The sequence below is a fragment of the Kribbella pratensis genome, assembly GCF_004366075.1.
GTDB classification, from domain to species: domain Bacteria; phylum Actinomycetota; class Actinomycetes; order Propionibacteriales; family Kribbellaceae; genus Kribbella; species Kribbella pratensis.
Map to the genome: position 1 here is coordinate 1204241 of NZ_SODU01000001.1, position 21482 is coordinate 1225722.

Here is a 21482-nt window from a genome sequence, read left to right on the forward strand (position 1 = left end):
CGGACTTGGCTGGCTGACCAGGCAAATTGCCTGGTCAGCCAGGCAAATTAGAGGGCGCTGCGCTGGGCGATCCAGCTGTCGTGCAGGCGGGTGTAGACCCCGCCTGCGCCGACGAGTTCGGCGTGCGGGCCGCGTTCCACGATCTTGCCCTCGTCGAAGACCAGGACCTCGTCGGCTGCCTCGGCCGTCGACAGGCGGTGCGCGATGGTGACCGACGTACGGCCGGACATCAAACGCTCCAGTGCCGCGTTCACCCGCACCTCGGTGCCGGGGTCGACCGCTGAGGTCGCCTCGTCGAGCACGAGCAGGTCCGGGTCGGCGATGTTCGCGCGGACCAGGGCCACCAACTGCCGCTCCCCGGCCGACAGCGACTCGCCGCGCTGACCGACCGGCGACTGCAGCCCGTCCGGCAGCGACTCCAGCCAGTCCGTCAGTCCGAGCGACTCGAACGCCGTGACCAGCTCCGCGTCCGTCACCTCGGGCCGTCCGAACCGCACGTTCTCGGCCAGCGACGCGTCGAACAGGTACCCGTCCTGCGGCACCATCACGACCCGCTCCCGCAGCGACTCGAAGGAGATCTCGCGGGCGTCCACCCCGTCCAGCCGCACCGCCCCGGACGTCGGATCCATCAACCGGGTCAGCAACTTCGCGAACGTCGTCTTGCCGGACCCGGTCTCCCCGACCACCGCGACCCGCCGATGCGGTTCGATCCGTACGTCGACGTCACGCAGCACCAGTTCGCCTTCCGGATAAGCGAAATCGACGTCGTCGAACTCGACCGTGATCGGCCCGCGCGCCTGCTTCACGCCGTCCTCGCCCGGGTCCGCGACATCGGCCGGCGTCGCGATCACACCGAGCACCCGGCGCCAGCCGGCGAACGCACTCTGCGCATCCGTCAGCACCTGCGTGGCGATCTGCACCGGGTCCGAGAACAGGGCCACCAGGAACATGAACGCGAGCAGCTCGCCGAGCGTCGCCTGCTTGTCGATGCCGAGCAGTACGCCGACCGTCAGTACGCCGGCGTTCGCGAGGCCGGCGGCCAGACCGCCGATCGAGAACGTCAGACCGGTGAGCGCCTGCGCCTTCGTCGCCGTACGGCGGTAGTCCTCGATCGACGCGTCGATCCGGTCCTGCGTGCGCTGCTCGATGGCGTACGAGCGGACGACCTGCGCGCCGACCACCGGCTCGGCGATCGCGGACAGCATCTCGCCGACCTTCGCCCGCACCACGCCGTACGCCTTCGACATCGCGCGCTGCAGATACTTCAGGCTGCCGAACAGCGGAATGAAGCAGGCCAGCACGACCAGCGCGAGCTGCCACGAGTAGAAGAACATCACGATCGTCGCGAGCAGCATCTGCCCGAGGCTGACCAGGAAGATGAACCCGCCGAACTGCAGGAACTGCGACACCGTGTCCACGTCCGACGTGACCCGGCTGACCAGCGCCCCGCGCCGCTCGGTGCTCTGGGTCAGCACCGGCAGGTCGTGCACGTGCCGGAACGCCTTGATCCGCATCGTCGCCAGCCCGTGCTCCGAGTTGACCGCGAGCCGCACGGTCGTCAGGTACGACGCTCCCGCGGTGAGGATCACGCCCACCGCGCAGATCAGGCACATCCAGGCGACGTACGACGTATCCGGACCGCCCGGGCCGGACAGGCCCTTGTCGATGGTCTGCTGCACGGCGATCGGTACGACGATCCGCCCGGCCGTCATCGTCAGCGCGAGGAGCCCGGTCAGCCACCACCCGCGCGCGAGCTCGGGCGAGACCTTCAGACCGTCCTTGAGGGTCTGCAGTCCGCCCGCGTTGTCGCCGTGGTCAAGCCGCGAAGCTTCCGCCGCGCTCACGCTGAAACCCCTTCCGAATCAAGCTGCGCATCCTCTTGGGCTTCTTCCAGGCGGCGCTCGGTGTCCTTCTCGTACGCGTCGACCAGGTCCCGGTAGGCCGGCGTCGAAGCCTGCAGCTCGGTGTGCGTCCCGTGCGCCTGGATCCGGCCTTCGTCGAGGAACAGCACCTCGTCGGCGAGCGAGATCGTCGCTTTGCGATAGGCGATCACCAGCACGGTCGTCGCCGCACCGGTGTCGTCCTGCCCCGACGACTGGACGGCGGATCGCAGTCCGGCCAGGATCCGCGCCTCGACCTGCGGGTCGACCGCGCTCGTCGCGTCGTCCAGGATCAGCAGCCGCGGCCGCCGTACCAGCGCCCGCGCCAGCGCGATCCGCTGCCGCTGCCCGCCGGACAGCGTCGTACCGCGCTCGCCGACCTTGGTGTCCAGCCCGTCCTGCAGGGCTTTCACGAAGCCGTCGCCCTGTGCGATCCGCAGCGCGTCCCACACGTCGTCGTCGCTGTAGTCCCCGCCGAGCGTGATGTTGCCGCGGATCGTGTCGTCGAACAGGAACGCGGTCTGCGCGACCAGCGCGACCGATCCGGCCAGCTCGTCGCGCGCGAGTTCTCGTAGGTCGATCCCGTCGATCTTCACCGCACCCTGCTCCGGGTCGACGAGCCGGGTCAGCAGCGTCGTCAGCGTCGACTTCCCGGCTCCCGTCGGCCCGACGACCGCGACGGTCCGGCCGGGCTCGATCGTGAAGTCCACCCCGGTGAGTACGTCGCGCTCCGGGAGGTACCCGAACCGGACGCCGGCGACCTGCAGCCGGGCCGCCTTCGTCGACGTCAGCCGCGCCTCGCCGTACTCCGTCCCGCCCTCGGCCGTCAGCACGCGCTGCACGCGGTCCCACCCGACGACCGACCGCGGAAGCTCACCGAGCACCCAGCCGAGCGCCCGGATCGGGAAACCGATCAGCGTGAACAGGAACGCCACCTGGACCACGTCGCCCGCGTCCGCACCGCCGGACCGCACCCGCCCGACGCCGACCAGCAGCACCGCGAGTACGCCGAGCCTGGGCAGGCCGTCGATCACCGGGTCGAACATGCCGCGGGCCTTGTTCACCGCGATGTTCGCGTCCCGGAGCGCGTACGTCGGCGCGCGGAACCGCTCCGTCTCGGCGGCCTCGCGGCCCAGCGTCTTCACCACCAGCGCGCCGTCGAACGACTCGTGCGCGACCTCGGACACGTCCGCGCGGAGCTGCTGCGCCCGGGTCGCGAGCGGCTGCAGGTAGCGCTGGAAGATCACGTTCGCGACGAACACCAGCGGGAACACCAGGCACCCCACCAGCGCGAGCCAGGCGTCGGCCGCGAACATCGCGATGGTCGCGAACACCAGCATCGCGATGACGCCGATCGCCATCGGCAGCGGCGCGATCACGAACCAGGTCGACTCCACGTCGGCGTTGGCGTTCGACAGCAACATGCCGGTCGAGTGCTGGTGGTGCCACTCCAGCGGCAGCTTCAGGTACTGCCGGGTGACCCGGCGGCGGTACGTCGCCTGCAGGCGGAACTGCATCACGCCGGCCCCGAGCCGCCGTCCGACGACCCCGATCGCGTTCAGGATCGCGATGCCCATGAAGAGCGAGATCAGCGCCGCGATCGTGCCGCCGGTGGTGTCACCGCGCTCGAACGACGGGCGGATCAGGTGGTCGGTGGACCAGCCGAGCGCCCAGCCGCCGGCCACCGTCATCGCGCCGTAGAGCATGCTGGCGAGCACGGACAGCGCGAAGACGCCCGGCTGCTCCCAGATCGCGACCCGCAACACCCCGAAACCTCTTCGAGTGACACTGCCCTTGTCTGGGACTTTCGGCACAGGCAAGACACACTCCAGGACAGTCAGGTGCGTACGTGGGACACAGGCATGACAACGAATGACATTCTGCCACCCCCCAACCCCTCCCCCTCAATCTTTTCTTCCCCTCCCTCCCACCAGCCGAAGGAAAGAAGGAAAAAGAAGGTGAGGAATAGGATCGGATATGTGACCGACTACAGCCGGGTAGAACGACTCGCACTGTGTGACCTGTTCGAGGAAGTCGGACCCGCCGCTCCGACGCTGTGTGACGGCTGGGACGCCTACGACCTCGCGGTCCACCTGTACGTCCGGGAAGCGGACCCGATGGCGGGCCCCGGGATCATGATCCCGGCGCTCGCGGACACCACCGAGAGACGGATGCAGCGGGCCAAGGAGCGCTACGGCTTCGCGGAGGTCGTCGGCAAGGTACGCAACGGCCCGCCGCCGGTCTCGATCTACGCGCTGCCGAAGCTCGGGCACCAGCTCAACACGACCGAGTACTTCGTCCACCACGAGGACGTCCGCCGCGCCCAGCCGTCGTACGACGTCCGCGACCTTCCGGCCGAGCAGCAGGACGCGCTGTGGAAGGCGGTCCGGCTGGCGGCGAAGACGATGATGCGGAAGGCGCCGAGCGGCCTGGTGCTCAAGCGGACGGCCGGTACGACGGCCCTCGCGAAGCGGCCGAACGACAACGGTTCCGTCACCGTGACGGGCGAGCCCGGCGAGCTGGTGCTGTTCTGCTTCGGGCGGCAGCAGGTGGCCGACGTACAGCTGGACGGCGACGCGGAGACGGTCGAGCGGCTCCGCAACGCGTCATTCGGCGTGTGATTTACGCCGGGCGCGCTGGATCAGACTGCTCACCACTGTGGTGAGGATGACCAGCACGATCGCTGCCACCACGCCCTGCCACGGCTCGTCGAAGAGCGCGTAGCCGAGCAGGCCGATCGCCATGTAGACCGCCGCCCACAGCGATGACGCGAACAGGTCGACGAGCGCGAACCGCTCCCACTTGTAGCCGGCGAGCCCGGCCGCGAGCAGCACCGGGACCCGGCCGCCCGGGATCAGCCGGGACGTGAGCAGGACGCTGATCTCGTGCTCGGCCAGCCGCTCCCGGAGCGCGTCCAGCGACCCGTTGTTGCGCAACCACCCGACCCGCTTCGCCAGTCGTTCGCCACCGAACCGGCATCCGGCGTACACGATCAGGTCCCCGACGTACGCTCCGGCCGCGCCCGCGATCAGTACGCCGACCAGCCCGATCGGATTGCTGTGCGACGCCAGTACGGCGCCCGCCGACACCGCGGCGCCGGTCGGCAACACGGGCAGCACCGCTCCGATCAGGACCGCACCGGCCAACGCGAACAAGTACCAGAGATCGAACGTGGTGTCACCCGTCACGTAGGCACCTCGATCGACTCGCCCGGCACCAGAACCTCCACCTTCACCGCGGGATCCACCTCGGTCATCGCAGCCTTGAACCTGTCCCCCGGTGGCAGGAACAGCTCCGGTTTGACCCAGTCGAGACCGATCGGCCAGAACGTCCCGAAATGTACCGGCACCGCCGTCGACGCACCGACCCGCCGCACCGCCTCGGCAGCACGGATCGGGTCCAGGTGCCCCGGCCCGAGCGACGGTCCCCATCCGCCCACGGGCACCAGCGCGAGATCGATCGCGCCGGTCTCGGCCGCGAGGTCGTCGTACAGATCGGTGTCCCCCGCGAACCAGACACTCGACGAGCCGTCGACCCGGTACCCGAGCGGCTGGGCGGCGTACGACGACCACGGCAGCCGCCGCTCGTCGTGGTGGGCCGTGACGGCGGTGATCTCGAGCGACCCGATCCGGACCTGATTGCCGGGCGCAACCTCGATACAGCGGTCCGAGTACATCGGCCCGCTGTCGGCGTGGATGAGCCTGGCCGCACCGCGGGGCACGATCAGCGCGGCGTCCGGCGCGATGAACGGCAGCGACGTGAGGTGCAGGTGGTCGGCATGCAGGTGCGAGATCAGGACCGCGTCGCACTGACCCGCCTCGGCGGCCGGCGTCGGGCCGCGGCGGCGGCGCAGGTGCGCGATCCGCGAGGTCAGCACCGGATCTGTCAGGAGCCGCGTGCCGTTCGCCTCGATCGTGCTGGTGGCATGCCCCCACCATGTCACCCGCATGTCACTCGCACGCTTCAGGCCTCCACCTTCGACTCGACCGGTAGGTCCTTGCGCTGTCCCAGCTTCTCCAGCCAGTCGATGAGCACTTCGTGGACCGCGTCGGAGCCTACGGGAGGCTCGTTCAGCACCCAGCGACTCGGGTGCACCAGAACCGCCTCGGTCTGCCAGCCGCCGATCCCGCCGTGGCACCCGACCAGTTCCTCGAACGCCGCCACCTCGTGGGTGTACTCGTCCAGCCGGCTGACCACCACCAGGTCACCGTTGTGCGGCATCTCCGCCTGGTGGAGCAACGACGGCGCCGCAAGTTCGCCGTACGCCGCCAGCGGGTCCTCACCCTCCACCCGGCCGGACCGCAGGACCCGGACCCCGGCCCGTCCGATCGCGACCGGTCCCTCGGCGAGCGAGTCGACCACGACGAACCCGATCCCGGGATGGGTCGCGAGACCCGGGATCAGCTTCGGGTGCAGCAGCTCGATCTCCTCCAGCGGCACCCGGCCGGGCGTCGTCGCGAGGTAGATCAGCGCCAGGTTGCCGGACGCGGTGACGACCATCTGCTCGTCCGCGGCGATCATCGGCTCGCAGTCCTTCGGGCCGAGCTCGACCTCGCCGGTCTTCACGTGCAGCGCCCTACGGGTCACGGACCCGGCGACGCTGCGGCGCATGCTCAGCTCGGTCAGGAACGCGTTCACCGGGCCCCAGCCCTCGGACTTGCCGACCGCCGCGACCGGTTCCTTGGTGGTGTCGACGAGGTCGTCGACGACCTCGGCGAGTGTCCGGCCGTAGCGCTGCAGGAAGGTCGCTCCCTGACTCTGGCCGTGGTCCGACAGCACGACGATCTCGTACGAGTGCGGGAGGATCTCGATGATCCGCTGCAGCGCGCCGAGCACCCGGTCGAGACCTTCGAGGGTCTGCAGAGACTCGGCGCGGGTCGGGCCGGCGTGGTGCGCGACCTCGTCGTAGTCGACGAAGTCGCAGTAGATGGCCGGTGTGCCCTTCACCAGCTCGTCGGTGATCAGCGAGACGTTCAGGTCGCGGAGCAGGACATTGGTGACCGCGCGCAGGAAGATGTACGCGCCGCCGCGCTTCACCCGCGGGACCAGGTGCCGGACACGCTGCCGGCGGGCCTGGTGCAGCTCCTTGACCATCTCGGCCACGCACAGCACCAGGCCGCGCGCGGCGCCCTGCGGGCTGGAGAAGAACCGCACATAGCCGCGACTGCGGCTGTTCGGCAGGGAGGCCCGGCTGAACACCAGCTCGCACTTGTCCGCGTCGCCGGACCAGTTGTTGCTGATGCTGACGCCGCCGTCCGCGAGCAGGCCGCGGCCGGTGGACATCCGGGCCTCGATCTCCGCCGCGTCCCGGCCGCGGTTGGTGACCATCACCCTGCCGGTCTCCTTCTCGTACCACCGGAACGCCGGGATGTGCCGGGAGCCGCCGTGCAGGATCCCGGCCTGGCTCGCCGGGGTCGTGGCCGGTACGCCGGTGTGCCAGGCGAGCATCGAGTGCTTGCCGTCCCGGATCCAGCCGCCGAGGTTCGGCAGGTTGCCGGCCAGGACCATCCAGTTCAGCAGCGGGGCGGACAGGCCGTCGATCTGGATGATCAGCATCCCGGTCTTCGACGCGGGCTGGATCCGCCGGGCACGGCGGTGCACGACCCGCATCACCTCCGCGACGTACGCGTCGTCACTGCCCGCGTACGCGACCCAGCCGACGAAGGCGCTCACCGACGCCATCCAGATCGACACCAGCAGCGGCGCCTCCACCCCGCCGTGCAGGCTCACCCCGGGATCGACGGTGATGGCGAGGTAGACGACTCCGAACTGTGACAGCAGCCCGCCGATCAGCACCCCGAGCGAGCCGATCAGCACCGCGACCCCGGCCAGCACCCAGCGCACCAGCACCGAGAACACCGCCAGCAGGACGACCAGCCGGAGGATCGGGAGCCGGCCGTCGCTGCTGATCTGCGGCAGCGTCCAGAACGTGATGATCAGCGAGATCAACGACAGCAGGCCGCCGACCAGCATCGCCTGCAGGCCGCGTCCGGTGCGGCGCAGGTCCAGCCACACCGGACGTCCACGCCTGTTCTTCGACACCTGTTCTGGTGGTTTCGCCATCGCCTGCTTCGTGCTCCCCGTCCGTCGCCCTGCGGCACCTCACAGTGCCAGTACGAGGGTACGGGGTCCTACAGACGGATTTACTGCACCTCGAGGTAGTCAACCTCCGTGTAGAGCGTGCCCTTGGTCAGCCGGATCGTGTTCCAGCCGGCGTTGAGCGTGACGGAGACCGAGCTCTGCTGCCAGTTGTCCCAGCCAGTGACCGGATAGCTGACCGCACCGGCATTGTTGCCATTGACAACGAGACCGTGGCTCGCCGTGGACGCCGAACCGTTGGCGTACCCGACATGCAGCGTGTAGCCGCCGGCGACCGGCGCGAACACCGTGTTCTCCACCCACGAGTCGGCGTAGTCGATGTACGCGACCACCTTCCCGTCCGACGCGCCGGCCGCGTTCGACCGTACGACGCAGTGGTTGAGCGTGCCGCGCTCCGCCTCGTACCGGACCCGGCTCCCGCGCACCACCGGGTACTCGTTCGCCCACCCGACGTCAGCGACGTACAGATGCCGTCCGCCGTTGACCCAGCCGTGGACGAACACCTTGTCCCCGACGACGTCCGCGCCACCCGGCCCGCAGACGTGGTTGTCGAACGTCGCCGTCGTCATCAACGGCCGGTACGCCGTGGTCCACGGCCCGCTCAGACTCGTCGAGGTCGCGTACGACGTCAGGTAGTTGCAGTCGTTGTACCCACCGCCGGAGAAGAACAGGACGTACTGGCTGCCGCGCTGGACGAGATCCGGCGCCTCGATCACACCGCTCGAGGTAAGCATCGCGGTGTTGCCGCCGACGAGACTCCGACCGTTGTTCGCCGTACGGGTCAGCCAGAGCGTCGACGGCCGGCTGATGGCGTTGCCGTCGTTCTTCCAGACCAGGTACCGGGTGCCGTCGTTGGCGACGAACGTGTTCGCGTCGATCGCGCCGCCCAGGTCGAGCGGGCAGATCAACGGCGCCGTACCGACCGGCTGGAACGGCCCGAGCGGACTCGTTGCGGTGGCCACGCCGATGCACTGGCGGCCGGAGGCCTTGTGCCAGGCGGTGTAGGTCAAGGTGTAGGTGCCGTCGGAGTTCGGATAGACGTCCGGCGCCCAGGTGCGGCCGGGTTGGGCCCAGGCGCTGGACGGCCCGCCGGGCATCGCGTCGCCGCGGACCGTCCACGGCCCGTTCGCGCTCGGGGCGGTCGCGACCGGAAGCGTGCCGCGACTGCCGTTCGTCGCGTAGGCGTACCAGGTGCCGTTCTGCTCGAAGACGTCCGGGTCGGGGAAGTTCTCGCCGATGATCTCGCTCGGGAAGACCGCCGCGGTGGTGGCGGCGTGGACCGCGGGTGACAGGAAGGCGGTGAGGCTGAAGACGGCCAGAGCGGCCGCCAGAAGTCGTCTCATGTGTGACTCCTCAGGTGGGGGCGGATACCTGTGGGACGAACTTTTCCATCGATTCACCTGAAACACGAGACCTCAATCCCTGGACCCCGACGACTGCGAGGTGTTGACTCCCGCTAGTTGGTTTCCGCCAGGGGTGAGGGAGTGTCTCGTGAGTCGTTTACCGAGAGGGATGATCGCCGCGGTCGCCGCGGTCGCGGCCGCTGTGGGTGGGGTCGTGACACAGTCCGTCGCCGCGCCCACCGCCGTACAAGCATCTGCTTTGCAGCAGCGGCTCGACGGGCTGTTGAACGACAGCCGGTACGACGGTTCGCAGGTCGCGCTCGTGGTCCGCGACGCGACCACCGGCGAGACGCTGTACGACCGGAACGGCGGCCCAGCGGATGCTGCCCGCGTCGAACACCAAGCTGTTCAGCTCGACCGCCGCGATGCACGTCCTCGGCCCGTCGTACCGCTTCCACACCGACGTCCTCGCCGGCGCGCCCGTCCGCGGCGGACAGCTGCTCGGCAACCTCTACCTGAAGGGGTACGGCGACCCGACCGCACTCGAGTCGGACTACGCGGCACTGGCCAAGCAGCTCAAGGCGGCCGGCGTACGGCGGGTGTACGGCGACCTGATCGCGGACGACACGTACTTCGACCACGTCCGTCTCGGTGACAGCTGGGCCTGGGACGACGAGCCGTTCTACTACAACGCGCAGATCTCCGCACTCACGCTCGCCCCGAACACGGACTACGACTCCGGTACGGCGATCGTCGAGAGCCGCCCCGGGGCGACCGCCGGCGCACCGGTGCAGCTGACCATGGTCCCGGCGAACGGCGTACTCACGATCGTCAACACCGCGACGACTGGCGCGGCTGGTTCCTCGAACACGCTGAACGTCGAGCGCGACCACGGCACCAATGTGGTCCGGGTCAGCGGCTCGCTGCCGCTGGGTGCCTCGGTCGACCAGGAATGGGTGACCGTCTGGGAGCCCGAGCTGTACGCCGCCGACGTGTTCCGGCGCGCGTTGTCCGCCCAGGGCATCTCCGTCAGCGGACGGATCAAGAACGCGGCCACTCCGGCGAGCGCGACGCGCCTGGCCCGGGACGAATCGATGACGGTCGGCGAACTGATGACGCCGTTCCTGAAGCTCTCGAACAACATGCACGCCGAGACGCTGGTCAAGGCGATGGGTGCCGTCGTCGAGGCGGACGGCTCCTGGTCGTCCGGGCTGGGCGTCGTCACCGACTACGCGAAGAGCATCGGCGTCGACACCAGCCGGATCCGGCTCTCCGACGGCTCCGGTCTGTCGCGCAAGGTGAACGTGACCGCGGACTCGATCACCGACGTACTGATCGGTGCGCAGAAAGAGTCCTGGTGGAAGCAGTGGTACGACGCGCTGCCGATCGCGGGCAACCCGGATCGGTTCGTCGGCGGCACGCTGCGCAGCCGGATGCAGAACACGCCGGCCGCCAACAACCTGCACGGCAAGACCGGCTCGCTCACCGGCGTCACCTCGCTGTCCGGGTACGTGACGAACAAGGACGGCCGGAAGCTGGTGTTCTCGATGATCAGCAACAACTACCTGGTCAGCCCGCGTTCGATCGAGGACGCCGTCGGCGTCACGCTCGCGTCCTGGTCCGACCAAGCACCTCCCGCGGCCGTGTCCACGTTGCGAACCGCCCAGACCACGTGTGAGCTGGAGTGGGACAAGGCGTGCTGATGCCTCTTTAATGCCTTGGACAGTACGGCGGTCGTTCATCACCATGTGGGAATGACCGCCGTACTGCCCAGCACCTACACCGTCCGGCCCCCGTCGAAGGAGGACGCGCAAGCGGTCCTCGACCTTGTCGCCGCCTACAACACCCCGGTGATCGGCTTCGCCGACTACACCCTCGAGGATGCGGAGGACCAGCTCACCGAGCCCGGCTTCGACCCGGCGACCGACGGCTGGCTCGTGTTCGACGACGGCCGGCTGGTCGGGTACGGCTCGGTCTTCGGCAAGGGCGATCATCGCCAGCTCGACCTCGATGTCGTCACCACCGACCCCGTCGTGGAGCGTTTTCTGCTCGACCGGGTCGAGCGTCGCGCAGCCGAGCTCGCCGCGGAGTACGGGCACCCGGCCGCGCTGGTCGACATCGTCAACTACCAGGCCGACAAGGCCCGCGAGGAACGGCTGGCCGGCTACGGATTCGAACGCGGCACGATCTTCCACCGGATGCGGATCAACCACGACGGGGCGGTGCCGGCGCCCGCGGTTCCGGACGGAGTCACGGTACGGCGGGGCGCGCCGGACGAGGCGAGCCGCCGGGCGGCGCACGACGTACTGAATGCCAGCTTCGCTGGGCAGTTCGGGTTCTCGCCGCGCTCGTACGAGGAATGGCACGCTTCGCTGGAGAACTTCTCGGGGTTCGACTGGTCCCAGCAGACGCTGCTCGAACTGGACGGCGAGGTGGTCGCGATGCGGCTGTGCAACGACCAGTTCGTCGAGGACGAGAACTGCGGCTACATCGGACGGCTCGGCGTACTCGAGAAGGCTCGCGGGAAAGGCCTCGCGAAGTTCCTGCTCCGCGACCAGTTCGCGCTCGACGCGGCCGCCGGCCGGACCGGCACGATCCTGCACGTCGACACCAACAACCCGACGCCGGCACTCGGCGTGTACCTGTCGGTCGGTATGCAGGCCGTCCTCGTGATGGAGGTCTGGCGACGCGAGGTGCCCGCCGCATGACTGTATTGATGCCGCCCGGTTACACCGTTCGGCCGATGCGGCAGGAGGACGCCGCGCTGATCGCGGAGCGGTCCGGGGTCTATACGTCGGCGCTGCTCGGTTTCCCGAAACACAGCCCGGAGGATGTCGCCAACTACCTCCGGGATCCCGGCATCGACCTGGCGACCGACGCGTGGGTGGTGCTCGGCCCGGACGGCGACTTCGCCGGCTCCGCGACGGCCGTCCCGATCACCGCCGGCACCCACCTGAATCTCGACGTCCTCAGCGAGGACCCGGCCGTCCTCGACTGGCTGCTCGACCGGTCGGAGCGCCGCGCCCGCGAGATCGGCCGGGACGAGGTGATCCTCAGACTCGGCGTGATCCGGCAGGACGATCGAGTCGCCAAGGTGGCCGCGGCGCACGGCTTCACGGTCGGTACGTCGACGCATCGGATGCGCATCACCTTCGACGGCCCGGTGCCACCACCGGCCGTACCGGAGGGCGTCGTCGTACGGCGCGGCGCTCCGGACGAGGCGAGCCGCCGGGCAGCGCACGGCGTACTGATGGAAGCTTTCGCGGACCAGCCCGGGACCCTGCCGAGACCGTTCGAGGACTGGGCCGCATCGCGCGAGAGCCGGTCGACGTTCGACTGGTCGCAGGTGACGGTCGTCGAGGTCGACGGCCGGGCGGTCGGGATGACCGAGTGCAACCACAACTTCCTCAGCACCGACAACTGCGGGTATATCGGCCGACTGGGCGTCGTACCGTCCGCCCGCGGCCGGGGCCTGGCCAAGTTCCTCCTGCAGAACGCGTTCGCGGTCGACGCCGCCGCCGGCCGCACCGGCACGATCCTGCACGTAGACGCCGGCAACCCAACCCCGGCGGTCGCCCTCTACACAGGCGCCGGCATGCGCCCAGACGTCACGAGCGACATCTGGACCAAGACAATCCACTCCTGACCACCGGCCCTCCTGTCGACGCTGGAGGGATTGCTTTCGGGAGATCTGAGAGATTACTCTCGAAACATGTCTCTCAGGAATCCGTACGGCGATTTCGAGATCACCGACCCGCAGGCGATGCGCGCGCTGGCGCATCCGGTGCGGCTCGCTGCGCTCAGCTATCTGCAGAAGAACGGCCCGGCGACGGCGACGCAGCTGTCCGAGCACGTCGGCGCCTCCCCCTCGGTGACCAGTTGGCACCTGCGGCACCTGGCCGAGTTCGGGCTGGTGATCGATGTACCGCCGCCGAGCGGAACGGACCGGCGCCAGCGCTGGTGGAACGCCGCCGCCCGCGGATTCCGGTACGAGATGCCGGACACCCCGGAGGGTGCCGAAGCCGGCCGGCTGCTGCGCACCGAGATGATGAACCAGGTTCTCGAGGCGGCCCAGCAATGGCTGGTCGAGACCGAGCCGAATCTGGACCCGGAATGGAGCCGGCTGGCCGGCTCGGCGAACACCCTGATGGTCGTCACGTCCGCCGAGGCCGAAGCCCTCGAGTCCGCCATCGAGCAGCTGATGGCGCCGTACATCCAGCGTCGCGACGCGGGCGAGTCCCCCGACGACGCCCGCCCGGTGCGGTACGTCCGCATCTCCTTGCCTGAAGCAACGGAGCGACCATGAAGACGCTGCCCGCCCCCAGCCTTTGGCGCGACCAACGGTTCCGGACCTTCTGGTCCGCTCAGGGCGTCTCCGAGTTCGGGGATCGGATCACCGAGCTCGCGCTGCCGCTGATCGCCGTCACCATGCTCAACGCCTCCCCCAGCCAGGTCGGCTTCCTGACCGCGGCGGTGTGGCTGCCGAACCTTGCATCGCTGTTCATCGGCACCTGGGTCGACCACCGTCGCGACAAACGACCGCTGATGATCGCCGCCGACCTGGCCCGGACGATCCTGCTGCTGACCTTGCCGATCGCCTACTGGTTCGATCTGCTCGCCCTTGGTCAGTTGTACGTGATCGCGATCCTGGCCGGCACGGCGCATGTCGTGTTCGGTACGGCGTACGCCTCGTTCTTCGTCCGGATCGTCGAGCGGGACCAGTTCCTCGAGGCGAACAGCAAGCTGTCCGCGACACGCTCGATCTCGTTCATGGGCGGGCCGGCGGTTGGCGGTCTGCTCGTCCAGTGGCTGACCGCGCCGGTCGCGATCGTTGTCGATGCGTTGACGTTCGTGTTCTCGGCTGTTCAGATCAGCCGGCTCAAGGTCGAGCCGGGGGCATCCGAGCAGTCGGACGAGCCGCTGCTCCGCCGGGCCGCCGCCGGGATGCGGTACGTGCTCAAGCATCCGTACCTCAGCCGCAGCCTGGGCTGCGCGACCACGGTGAACTTCTTCAACCTGATGAGCATGGCGCTGCTCGTGCTGTTCGCGAGCCGCATCCTCGGGTTGTCCGCGGGCGTCATCGGCGTTGCGTTCGGGGTCGGCGCGTCCGGCGGTCTGCTCGGCGCGGTCACCGCGTCACCGCTCAGTCGCCGGTTCGGCGCCGGTCCGGTGATCGCGGCCGGCGCGGTCGTCTTCCCGGCCTCGATCGCGATCGCTGCGCTCGCGGACGGACCGACGTGGTACAAGGCGGTCGCGCTCGCAGTCGCCGAGTTCATCGGAGCATTCGCGGTGATGTGCTTCGACGTACCGCTGAACTCGCTGCAGGCGGCCGTCGTCCACGACCACATGCGCAGCCGGGTCGCGGGCGCGTTCAGCAGCATCAACTACGGCATCAGGCCGCTCGGCGCGGTCGTCGGAGGGTTCCTCGGCACCTGGATCGGTGTCCGCGAAACCCTCCTCGTCTCCGCCGCCGGCGGCCTGCTCGCCGTACTGTGGCTGGTCGGCTCCCCGATCATCCGCACCCGCGAACTGTCCGGCCTCGAACCACCCGAGCTCTAGTCCTCGATCACGTCGACCTTGGCGACGGTCGTGCGGAGCGGGACCTCCTTGATGAAGAGGACCGCGATCAGGCTGACCACCGCACAGGCGGCCGCGATCAGGAAGATCCGTCCGGTTGCGTCGCCGTACGCGTGCCGCACCAGCTCGGCCAGCTGCGGCGGCAGATGGTTGACGTCCAGCAGGCTCGTGCCGCCGGAGCCACCCTCCTGCAACTTCCTCGCGGCCTCGGCACCACCTGGACCAGTGGCCAGCAGACCGTCGACGATCAGGTCCTTCACCCGGACCGCCAGGACGGCGCCCAGTGCGGAGACACCGACCGCACCACCGAGGCTGCGGAAAAATGCGACCGTCGCGCTCGAGGCACCGATCTGGGTGACGTCCACAGTGTTCTGCACAGCGAGGACCAGGTTCTGCATGGTCATGCCCATGCCCAGGCCCATCGCCAGCATGCCGAGCCCGACGAACCAGTACGGCGAGGTGTGGTCGATCGTGCCGAGGATCAGTAGACCGCCGAGCAGCAGGATGCCGCCGGCAACCAGGTACCGCTTCCACTTGCCGTAGCGGGTGATCAGCTGACCGGAGCCCGCCGAGCCGACGAACGAACCGAGCATCATCGGGATCGTCAGCAGGCCGGCCTCGGTCGGGCTGTAGCCGCGGGCGATCTGGAAGTACTGACCGAGGAACAGCGCGCTGCCGAACATCGCGACACCGACCGCGAGGCTGGCGATGATCGCCAGCGCCGTGGTCCGCTCCCGGACGACCTTCAGCGGGACCAGCGGCTCGGCCACCCGGTTCTCCACCACGACGGCGAGGAACCCGAACAGCAAGGTGCCGCCGACGAACAACGCGGACTGCCAGGACATCCAGGCGAAGTCCGAGCCGGCGAAGGTGACCCAGAGCAGCGGCAGGCTGGCCGTGATGCTGATCAGCACCGCGCCGAGGTAGTCGATCCGGACCTCACGTTTCAGCACCGGCAGGTGCAGGTACTTCTGCAGGATCACCAGGCTGACCACGGCCAGCGGGACGCACACGTAGAAGCACCAGCGCCAGCCGAGCCACGAGGTGTCGACGATGACGCCGCCGATGAGCGGGCCGCTGACGGTCGCGACCGCCATCACGGCGCCCATGTATCCGGAGTACCGACCCCGCGACCGCGGTGGGATGGCGGCGCCGATGATGGCCTGGGCGAGCGCCATCAGTCCGCCCATCGCGATCCCCTGCAGGACCCGGGCGCCGATCAGGAACGGCACGTTGTGGGACAGGCCGGCCAGTGCCGAACCGACCACGAAGAGCGAGATCGCGAGCTGGACCAGCAGTTTCTTGCTCATCAGGTCCGACAGCTTGCCCCAGATCGGGGTGGACACCGTGGTGGCCAGCAGGCTCGCGGTGAGGACCCAGGTGTACTGCGTCTGGGAACCCTCGAGCTCGGCGATGATCGTCGGCAGCGCATTGCTGACGATCGTCGAGCTCAGCATCGCCGTGAACAGCGCGGCGAGCAGCCCGATCAGGATCTCGAGGATCTCGCGGTGGGTGAGTTCCGGCGCACTGGGCAATTGGCGCCGGGTCTCGGTGACAGTCATCAGTCTCCAGTCTTGGGGTTACGCCTCACGACCTTGTTGGCCTCGACGATGGCGGTGGCGACCCGCTGCATGGTGGCCGCGGCTGCGGTCATCGCGTCGTCGTCGAGGTCCGCAAGGGTGGTTCTCAGTTGCCGGGTGTAGGACGAATAGAGCGCCTCGAGCTGGGCCTTGCCCTGGGACGAGAGGCTGACCAGCCCCACGCGGGCATCGGCCGGGTCAGGCCGACGGCTCACCAGTCCGTCGGCCTCGAGCGCGGTCAGCTGCCTGCTCACCACCGACGCGTCGACGCCGAGCTTGGCGGCGATCTCGCCGCCACGCTGCTCGCCGTCCTTCATCAGCACCTTGAGCACACTCGCGTCGGAACGACGGAGTCCGCCGTCGCCGGCCAGGTGCCGGTGCTCGATACACCGCACGGCGCGCACCAGCGAGCTGACTCCTTCGAGCAGCTCCTGCGCGGCCGCATCCCGCTCTACCCCCGGGACGAGGGGTTGCTGAGCTAGTTGCATAACCCAACTATATAGCTAGGTAGTTGGTTTCCACAACCATATGCACAAGCTGTGGAAAACTGGTTACGAGTAGTGAGCCCTCAGCCGAGGTCGGCGTTGAGGCGGCCGAGCAGGCGGCCGAGGTCGGCGAGGTCGGTGGGGTTCCAGCGGTCGAGGATGGCGCGGAACTCGGTTTGACGTTGCGTTCGCATGGCCTCGAAGCGTTCGGCGCCGGTGGTGGTGAGGCGGAGCAGGCGGGCACGGCCGTCGTCCGGGTCGCCGACGCGTTCGATCAGACCGAGGTTCTCCAGCTGGGTGATGCCGCGGCTGACGGTGGACTTGTCGAGGCCGAGCACCTGGGCGACGTCGGACGCGCGTACGCCGGCGCTGCTGCCGGTGCCCATCTCGATCTGGGAGATCAGCGCGTAGCCGGCCGCGTCCATTTCCGGGTGCACGCGGCGGGCGAGCCGCAGCGAGGCCGACCGTGACCGGCGGAACAGCGCCGACAGTTCCTGCTCGATCGCTGCCACCATCTGCTCCGACCGCTCACCAGACGGGGCCGGCTGGTTCGAGTGGTCGACCTCGGCGGGTGTGCTCACCGGACCACGATCCCGGCGTCGCGGAGCGCCTTCTTCACGTCGGCGATCCGGAAGTCGCCGAAGTGGAACACGCTCGCGGCGAGTACGGCGTCCGCACCGGCCTCGACCGCGGGCGGGAAGTGTTCCGGCGCCCCCGCTCCCCCGCTGGCGATCAGCGGTACGTCGACCACCGCGCGGACCGCCTTGATCAGCTCGAGGTCGAATCCCTGTTTCGTCCCGTCGGCGTCCATCGAGTTGAGCAGGATCTCCCCCGCGCCCAGCTCACAGCCGCGCTGCGCCCACTCGATCGCGTCCAGCCCGGCCGACTTCCGGCCTCCGTGCGTGGTGACCTCGAACCCGCTCGGCTGCTCCGCGGCCCGTCGTACGTCGAGGGACAGCACCAGCACCTGGTTGCCGAAGCGGTGCGCGATCTCGCGGATCACGTCCGGCCGCGCGATCGCGCCGGTGTTGATCCCGACCTTGTCCGCACCGGCCCGCAGCAGCCGGTCCACGTCGCCCACCTCGCGGACCCCGCCGCCCACGGTCAGCGGGATGAACACCTGCTCGGCGGTCCGCCGGACAACGTCGTACGTCGTCTCGCGCGACCCCGACGACGCGGTGATGTCGAGGAAGGTCAGCTCGTCCGCACCCTCCGCGTCGTACACCTGCGCCATCTCGACCGGATCCCCGGCGTCCCGCAGATCCGCGAAGTTGACGCCTTTCACCACCCGTCCGGCATCAACGTCCAGACACGGAATGACTCGCACAGCAAGGCTCACGCGGCCAAGCGTACCGAGCCGGGCCGTCCGATCCGGTCAACCTGTCTCAGAGGAGCAGCGCGCGGACGACAGGCCACGCGATCAGCACCCCCGCGGCCGCCGCACCGAGCAGCCACAGAAAGTTCAACGGGTTGCGCTTGTACGCCGGGTCGACGCCGATCTCACGCACCAACTCGAGCGAGCCCATCGTCGCGCGATGGTCCACCGGAAGGCCGATCGCGCTCGTCACGGTGTGGAAGTCGGTGTCCGTCCAGAGCCAGCGGGCTCCTCCGATGCGTGTGCCGTCCGCGGCGAGGACGACCAGCAGACCCATCGGCAACGACCCCTTGACCCGGCCGATCGTCAGCACCCTGACCACCTGGGCGCGCGGAACCACCTTCGTCGGCGACCAGGCGGAGGACCGGACGGCGACCGCATCCGGGCTGACCCAGATCCTGGCACCACGGATCGCCAGCCAGAACAGGAGCGTCAGTACGGCGACCAGTACGACGAACAGACTGCCGGCCGCCGCCCAGCTCAGGGCCCAGGTCGCGAGCGAGACACAGAGCACCGCGGGCAGCACCAGGTAGGCGCCGGCGAGGATCCAGAACGGGCGGCCGGCCGCGCCGAAACGCGGCCGGACCTCGATGGTCGTCACTTCCAGGCGCGGCGGCGGTTGTCGGTGGACTTCATGGGGCGGGTGGACTCCCAGACGCGGCGCCAGCGGGCTGCTTCGGGGCCGGTCTGCGAGGGCGAGGCGCCGATCGCGGCGCGGCGGCGGGCCTCGTACCAGGTGGTGGACTCCTCGTCGAGGAGGGCCGAGACGGCAGCCGCGATGCGAGGCGCGAAGTCGCGAGCGCTCTCACCCTCGGCGGGCTTCAGCGGGTCGCCGTACCGGACGTGCACCGCCGGGCGACCGGGGATCGGCCAGCCGCGGCCGCGCGGCATCGCGGCGAACGAGCCCTTGATGCCGACCGGGATCACCGGCACGTCGTGCTCGACGGCCAGGTACGCCGCGCCCATCCGGAACCGCTGGATCCAGCCGTCCGGCGAGCGCGTGCCCTCCGGGAAGACCACGACGTTCCAGCCGTCCGCGAGCAGGTCGCCGGGCGTGGAGCTCATCTTGCCGCCGCGGCGCTCGATCGGGAACGTGTTGAACACGATCGCCGAACCGGCCGCCCGCCACCAGGTGTCGAAGAAGTAGTCCGCCGCGGCCGCGAACGCCGTCTTGCGGCGCATCGCGTCCGGCAGCGACAGCAGCAGCAACGGGGTGTCCAGGTGCGACGAGTGGTTCGCCACGATGATCGCCGGGCCGTCGAGCTTGAGCAGCGAGTCCAGGCCGCTGACCCGCGGGCTGACCTCGAAGTTCAGGACGGCGTTCAGCGGACCCTTCTGGAGCAGGTCGCGGATCGCGATCGCGGCCGGCGTCCGGGCCCACTTCGTCGGGAAGACCGTGGACTCCTTCGGGATCACGTACGGCTCGGCGGACCGCGGCACCTGCGGCCGCCGGCCCCAGCGCCACCCGCGCGCGACCTGCTTCACGTCGCGCGCGGTGTCCTTGCCGAACTTCACCAGACTCGCGCCCATCAGCGCACGTCCGCGAGCAGGTGCGGCGGGTTGTGCAGGTACGTGATCGACGGCGACCGGCCGACCGAGTGGCTGACCATCTCGAGTGCGTCCTGCAGCGTCGACGCGGACCGGAAGCCCATCCGCTCGACAGTCTTGCGGTTCGCGCCGACCCAGACGATGTCACCGCAGTGGTCCAGCGCGTGGGAGATCCAGTACCACATGTAGAACGGGTGTACGCCGTGGTACGCGTACGACGTCCGGTACAGGTGGATGTACCACGGGTCCTCGGCGTACTGCTTCTCGAACTTCGCCTCGATCGTCGCCGGATCGGTCGACTCCGACAGCACTTCCTCGAAGAAGTCGACGTACGACGGGTGGTGCAACTGGCTGAACTCGTAGTCGACCGGGTGGTACAGGATCACCGCGCCGTCCTTGCGGACGACCGGGTTGCCCCGGTACGAGTTGAAGTAGTAGCCCAGGCCCATGCACGCGGCCAGGATCGGGTTCATCACCGAGTTCACGTTGTACGGGCCGACGAACGGCACGCCCATGATCGCGACATCGGACTGGCCCTGGACCTCGACCAGGTGCTGGCGGTGCACGGCCTCGATCGTCTTCTCGTGCACCGGCTCGATCGCCCCGGCGTTGATCCCGGTCAGGCCGTAGTTCGACCGGACGTCGGTGAAGATCTTGTGCCGGACCTTGGCCGGCGCGGCGGCCAGCGCGCGCTTGGTGCCGAGCATCGAGGCCTGGTCCTTGATCGACCACTCCCACTCGCGCTTCTGCAGGAACTCGATCGGCCCGCCGAAGATGTCGTTGTTCAGCGTCGTCTCGATCTGGAAGACCTTGACGTGGCTGGTCAGCACCTCGCCCATCCGCCAGGCGGAGTGGTGCATCTTCGAGGCCTTGTGGTCCATGAACGACCGCGAGTGGATCATCGTGTGGCTGTTGTGGTGGTGCTTCAGCGACTTGTACGACGCCAGCCCGATCGACGTCGACTTGTGGCCGCCGTCCATCGCCACCAGGTTCACGTTCACGTAGACCAGCAGGTCGGACTCGGCCGCCCGCTTGGAGATCTCGACGTCCTCGCCGTGCCGGGTCTGGCCCAGGTGGGTCAGGTTGTCGCGGTCCTCGGCGTCGAAGTTGTAGAGCTTCCCGTCCGGGAAGAACGACCGGAAGACCCGCTCGCCGACGATCTCGCGCAGCTCGTTCGGGGTCAGCCGGCGGTGCAGCGCGTTCGCCGAGATCAGCTCGACGTCGTCGACACCGGCCTGTGCGGCCAGCTCCAGCACCGCCTCGATGACGCGCTGCCGGATGTCCGGCTTCTTCATCGGGGGCAGCGGCAGCGAGATGTCGTCGAACGCGATCGTCAGCCGCATCCCGGCGCGCAGCAGCTCCGGCAGCGGCTCGGAGTCGATCGGGTTCAGCAGCGCGTTCTGGATCGCCTCGTCGACGTCGCGGACCGGCGGCAGCGCCTCCGGCGGGTACACCACCCGGGTGCCCTGCGGGAACCGCTCCAGCAGGAAGCCCTCGCCGTTGTGCACGAGCAGCGGCGGCGTCCGGTCGTCCACCTCAAGCACGAAACCTGGCCGAGACATGTCAGAACCTCTCTCGTCGTACGTACTGCACAG

The 21482-nt window shown here is 69.0% G+C and carries 19 protein-coding genes; 6 read left to right on the forward strand and 13 right to left on the reverse strand.

Going from position 1 to position 21482, the window contains the following annotated elements; all coding sequences use genetic code 11:
* Positions 1-47: 47 nt before the first annotated feature.
* Entirely contained in the window at positions 48-1844 is a 1797-nt protein-coding gene (locus tag EV137_RS05800) for an ABC transporter ATP-binding protein (protein ID WP_133998247.1), read from the reverse strand.
* Positions 1841-3646, reverse strand: coding sequence for an ABC transporter ATP-binding protein (locus tag EV137_RS05805; RefSeq protein ID WP_311136369.1), 1806 nt, complete (start codon positions 3644-3646; stop codon positions 1841-1843). The genes EV137_RS05800 and EV137_RS05805 overlap by 4 nt, the downstream gene beginning before the upstream one ends.
* Positions 3647-3859: 213 nt before the next feature.
* Here EV137_RS05805 and EV137_RS05810 point away from each other — a divergent pair, with 213 nt between their 5' ends.
* Positions 3860-4501, forward strand: a complete 642-nt coding sequence (locus EV137_RS05810; protein WP_134126995.1) for a TIGR03085 family metal-binding protein — start codon at positions 3860-3862, stop codon at positions 4499-4501.
* On the opposite strand, the gene EV137_RS05815 is transcribed toward EV137_RS05810, so the two are convergent.
* From EV137_RS05815 to EV137_RS05830, 4 genes are all read right to left on the reverse strand, one after another.
* Complete coding sequence (locus tag EV137_RS05815) at positions 4487-5068, reverse strand: DedA family protein (RefSeq protein ID WP_134126997.1); 582 nt, start codon at positions 5066-5068, stop codon at positions 4487-4489. The genes EV137_RS05810 and EV137_RS05815 overlap by 15 nt on opposite strands.
* Positions 5065-5829, reverse strand: a complete 765-nt coding sequence (locus tag EV137_RS05820) for an MBL fold metallo-hydrolase (RefSeq protein ID WP_134126999.1) — start codon at positions 5827-5829, stop codon at positions 5065-5067. The genes EV137_RS05815 and EV137_RS05820 overlap by 4 nt, the downstream gene beginning before the upstream one ends.
* A 14-nt stretch (positions 5830-5843) precedes the next feature.
* Positions 5844-7943 (reverse strand): alkaline phosphatase family protein, encoded by a 2100-nt coding sequence (locus tag EV137_RS05825; protein WP_133998262.1) that lies wholly within the window; start codon positions 7941-7943, stop codon positions 5844-5846.
* Between the two features lie 80 nt (positions 7944-8023).
* Positions 8024-9322 carry a family 43 glycosylhydrolase gene (locus EV137_RS05830; protein ID WP_134127001.1) on the reverse strand — a complete coding sequence of 433 codons (1299 nt, stop codon included), beginning with the start codon at positions 9320-9322 and terminating at the stop codon, positions 8024-8026.
* Between the two features lie 380 nt (positions 9323-9702).
* Between EV137_RS05830 and dacB the strand changes: the two genes are divergently transcribed.
* The 5 genes from dacB (at position 9703) to EV137_RS05855 (ending at position 14881) form a co-directional block, all read left to right on the forward strand.
* Positions 9703-11025, forward strand: a complete 1323-nt coding sequence (gene dacB / locus EV137_RS05835) for a D-alanyl-D-alanine carboxypeptidase/D-alanyl-D-alanine endopeptidase (RefSeq protein WP_238175113.1) — start codon at positions 9703-9705, stop codon at positions 11023-11025.
* 51 nt (positions 11026-11076) lie between these two features.
* Complete coding sequence (locus EV137_RS05840) at positions 11077-12030, forward strand: GNAT family N-acetyltransferase (protein ID WP_134127003.1); 954 nt, start codon at positions 11077-11079, stop codon at positions 12028-12030.
* Positions 12027-12968, forward strand: coding sequence for a GNAT family N-acetyltransferase (locus EV137_RS05845; protein ID WP_134127005.1), 942 nt, complete (start codon positions 12027-12029; stop codon positions 12966-12968). The genes EV137_RS05840 and EV137_RS05845 overlap by 4 nt, the downstream gene beginning before the upstream one ends.
* A 66-nt stretch (positions 12969-13034) precedes the next feature.
* Positions 13035-13628 (forward strand): ArsR family transcriptional regulator, encoded by a 594-nt coding sequence (locus EV137_RS05850; RefSeq protein ID WP_134127007.1) that lies wholly within the window; start codon positions 13035-13037, stop codon positions 13626-13628.
* A complete protein-coding gene (locus EV137_RS05855; RefSeq protein WP_134127009.1) occupies positions 13625-14881 on the forward strand; it encodes an MFS transporter in 1257 nt (418 codons plus the stop codon). The genes EV137_RS05850 and EV137_RS05855 overlap by 4 nt, the downstream gene beginning before the upstream one ends.
* Here the strand turns inward: EV137_RS05855 and EV137_RS05860 are convergent.
* The 7 genes from EV137_RS05860 to larAH form a co-directional block, all read right to left on the reverse strand.
* A complete protein-coding gene (locus tag EV137_RS05860) occupies positions 14878-16461 on the reverse strand; it encodes an MDR family MFS transporter (protein WP_134127011.1) in 1584 nt (527 codons plus the stop codon). The genes EV137_RS05855 and EV137_RS05860 overlap by 4 nt on opposite strands.
* Positions 16461-16967 (reverse strand): MarR family winged helix-turn-helix transcriptional regulator, encoded by a 507-nt coding sequence (locus tag EV137_RS05865; protein ID WP_134127013.1) that lies wholly within the window; start codon positions 16965-16967, stop codon positions 16461-16463. Before EV137_RS05865 ends, EV137_RS05860 begins: the two co-directional genes overlap by 1 nt.
* Positions 16968-17047: 80 nt before the next feature.
* Positions 17048-17545 (reverse strand): MarR family winged helix-turn-helix transcriptional regulator, encoded by a 498-nt coding sequence (locus EV137_RS05870; RefSeq protein WP_238175114.1) that lies wholly within the window; start codon positions 17543-17545, stop codon positions 17048-17050.
* Entirely contained in the window at positions 17542-18303 is a 762-nt protein-coding gene (gene hisF / locus EV137_RS05875) for an imidazole glycerol phosphate synthase subunit HisF (RefSeq protein ID WP_133998288.1), read from the reverse strand. Before hisF ends, EV137_RS05870 begins: the two co-directional genes overlap by 4 nt.
* A gap of 46 nt (positions 18304-18349) precedes the next feature.
* Positions 18350-18940 (reverse strand): hypothetical protein, encoded by a 591-nt coding sequence (locus EV137_RS05880; protein ID WP_134127015.1) that lies wholly within the window; start codon positions 18938-18940, stop codon positions 18350-18352.
* On the reverse strand, positions 18937-19869 hold the full coding sequence (locus EV137_RS05885; protein WP_133998294.1) for a lysophospholipid acyltransferase family protein: 933 nt from the start codon (positions 19867-19869) through the stop codon (positions 18937-18939). Before EV137_RS05885 ends, EV137_RS05880 begins: the two co-directional genes overlap by 4 nt.
* Positions 19869-21449: an NPN-dependent hydroxyacid isomerase, LarAH14/15/16 family gene (larAH, locus tag EV137_RS05890; RefSeq protein ID WP_133786350.1), complete on the reverse strand. Its 1581-nt coding sequence runs from the start codon at positions 21447-21449 to the stop codon at positions 19869-19871. The genes EV137_RS05885 and larAH overlap by 1 nt, the downstream gene beginning before the upstream one ends.
* Positions 21450-21482: the final 33 nt, after the last annotated feature.

What these genes read in the sequence shown, in the direction of transcription:
- EV137_RS05820 (WP_134126999.1), bottom strand. Translation starts at nt 5,829, where the DNA reads ATGCGGGTGACATGGTGGGGGCATGCCACCAGCACGATCGAGGCGAAC.
- EV137_RS05825 (WP_133998262.1), bottom strand. Translation starts at nt 7,943, where the DNA reads ATGGCGAAACCACCAGAACAGGTGTCGAAGAACAGGCGTGGACGTCCG.
- EV137_RS05830 (WP_134127001.1), bottom strand. Translation starts at nt 9,322, where the DNA reads ATGAGACGACTTCTGGCGGCCGCTCTGGCCGTCTTCAGCCTCACCGCC.
- dacB (WP_238175113.1), top strand. Translation starts at nt 9,703, where the DNA reads ATGCTGCCCGCGTCGAACACCAAGCTGTTCAGCTCGACCGCCGCGATG.
- EV137_RS05840 (WP_134127003.1), top strand. Translation starts at nt 11,077, where the DNA reads ATGACCGCCGTACTGCCCAGCACCTACACCGTCCGGCCCCCGTCGAAG.
- EV137_RS05845 (WP_134127005.1), top strand. Translation starts at nt 12,027, where the DNA reads ATGACTGTATTGATGCCGCCCGGTTACACCGTTCGGCCGATGCGGCAG.
- EV137_RS05850 (WP_134127007.1), top strand. Translation starts at nt 13,035, where the DNA reads ATGTCTCTCAGGAATCCGTACGGCGATTTCGAGATCACCGACCCGCAG.
- EV137_RS05855 (WP_134127009.1), top strand. Translation starts at nt 13,625, where the DNA reads ATGAAGACGCTGCCCGCCCCCAGCCTTTGGCGCGACCAACGGTTCCGG.
- EV137_RS05860 (WP_134127011.1), bottom strand. Translation starts at nt 16,461, where the DNA reads ATGACTGTCACCGAGACCCGGCGCCAATTGCCCAGTGCGCCGGAACTC.
- EV137_RS05865 (WP_134127013.1), bottom strand. Translation starts at nt 16,967, where the DNA reads ATGCAACTAGCTCAGCAACCCCTCGTCCCGGGGGTAGAGCGGGATGCG.
- EV137_RS05885 (WP_133998294.1), bottom strand. Translation starts at nt 19,869, where the DNA reads ATGGGCGCGAGTCTGGTGAAGTTCGGCAAGGACACCGCGCGCGACGTG.
- larAH (WP_133786350.1), bottom strand. Translation starts at nt 21,449, where the DNA reads ATGTCTCGGCCAGGTTTCGTGCTTGAGGTGGACGACCGGACGCCGCCG.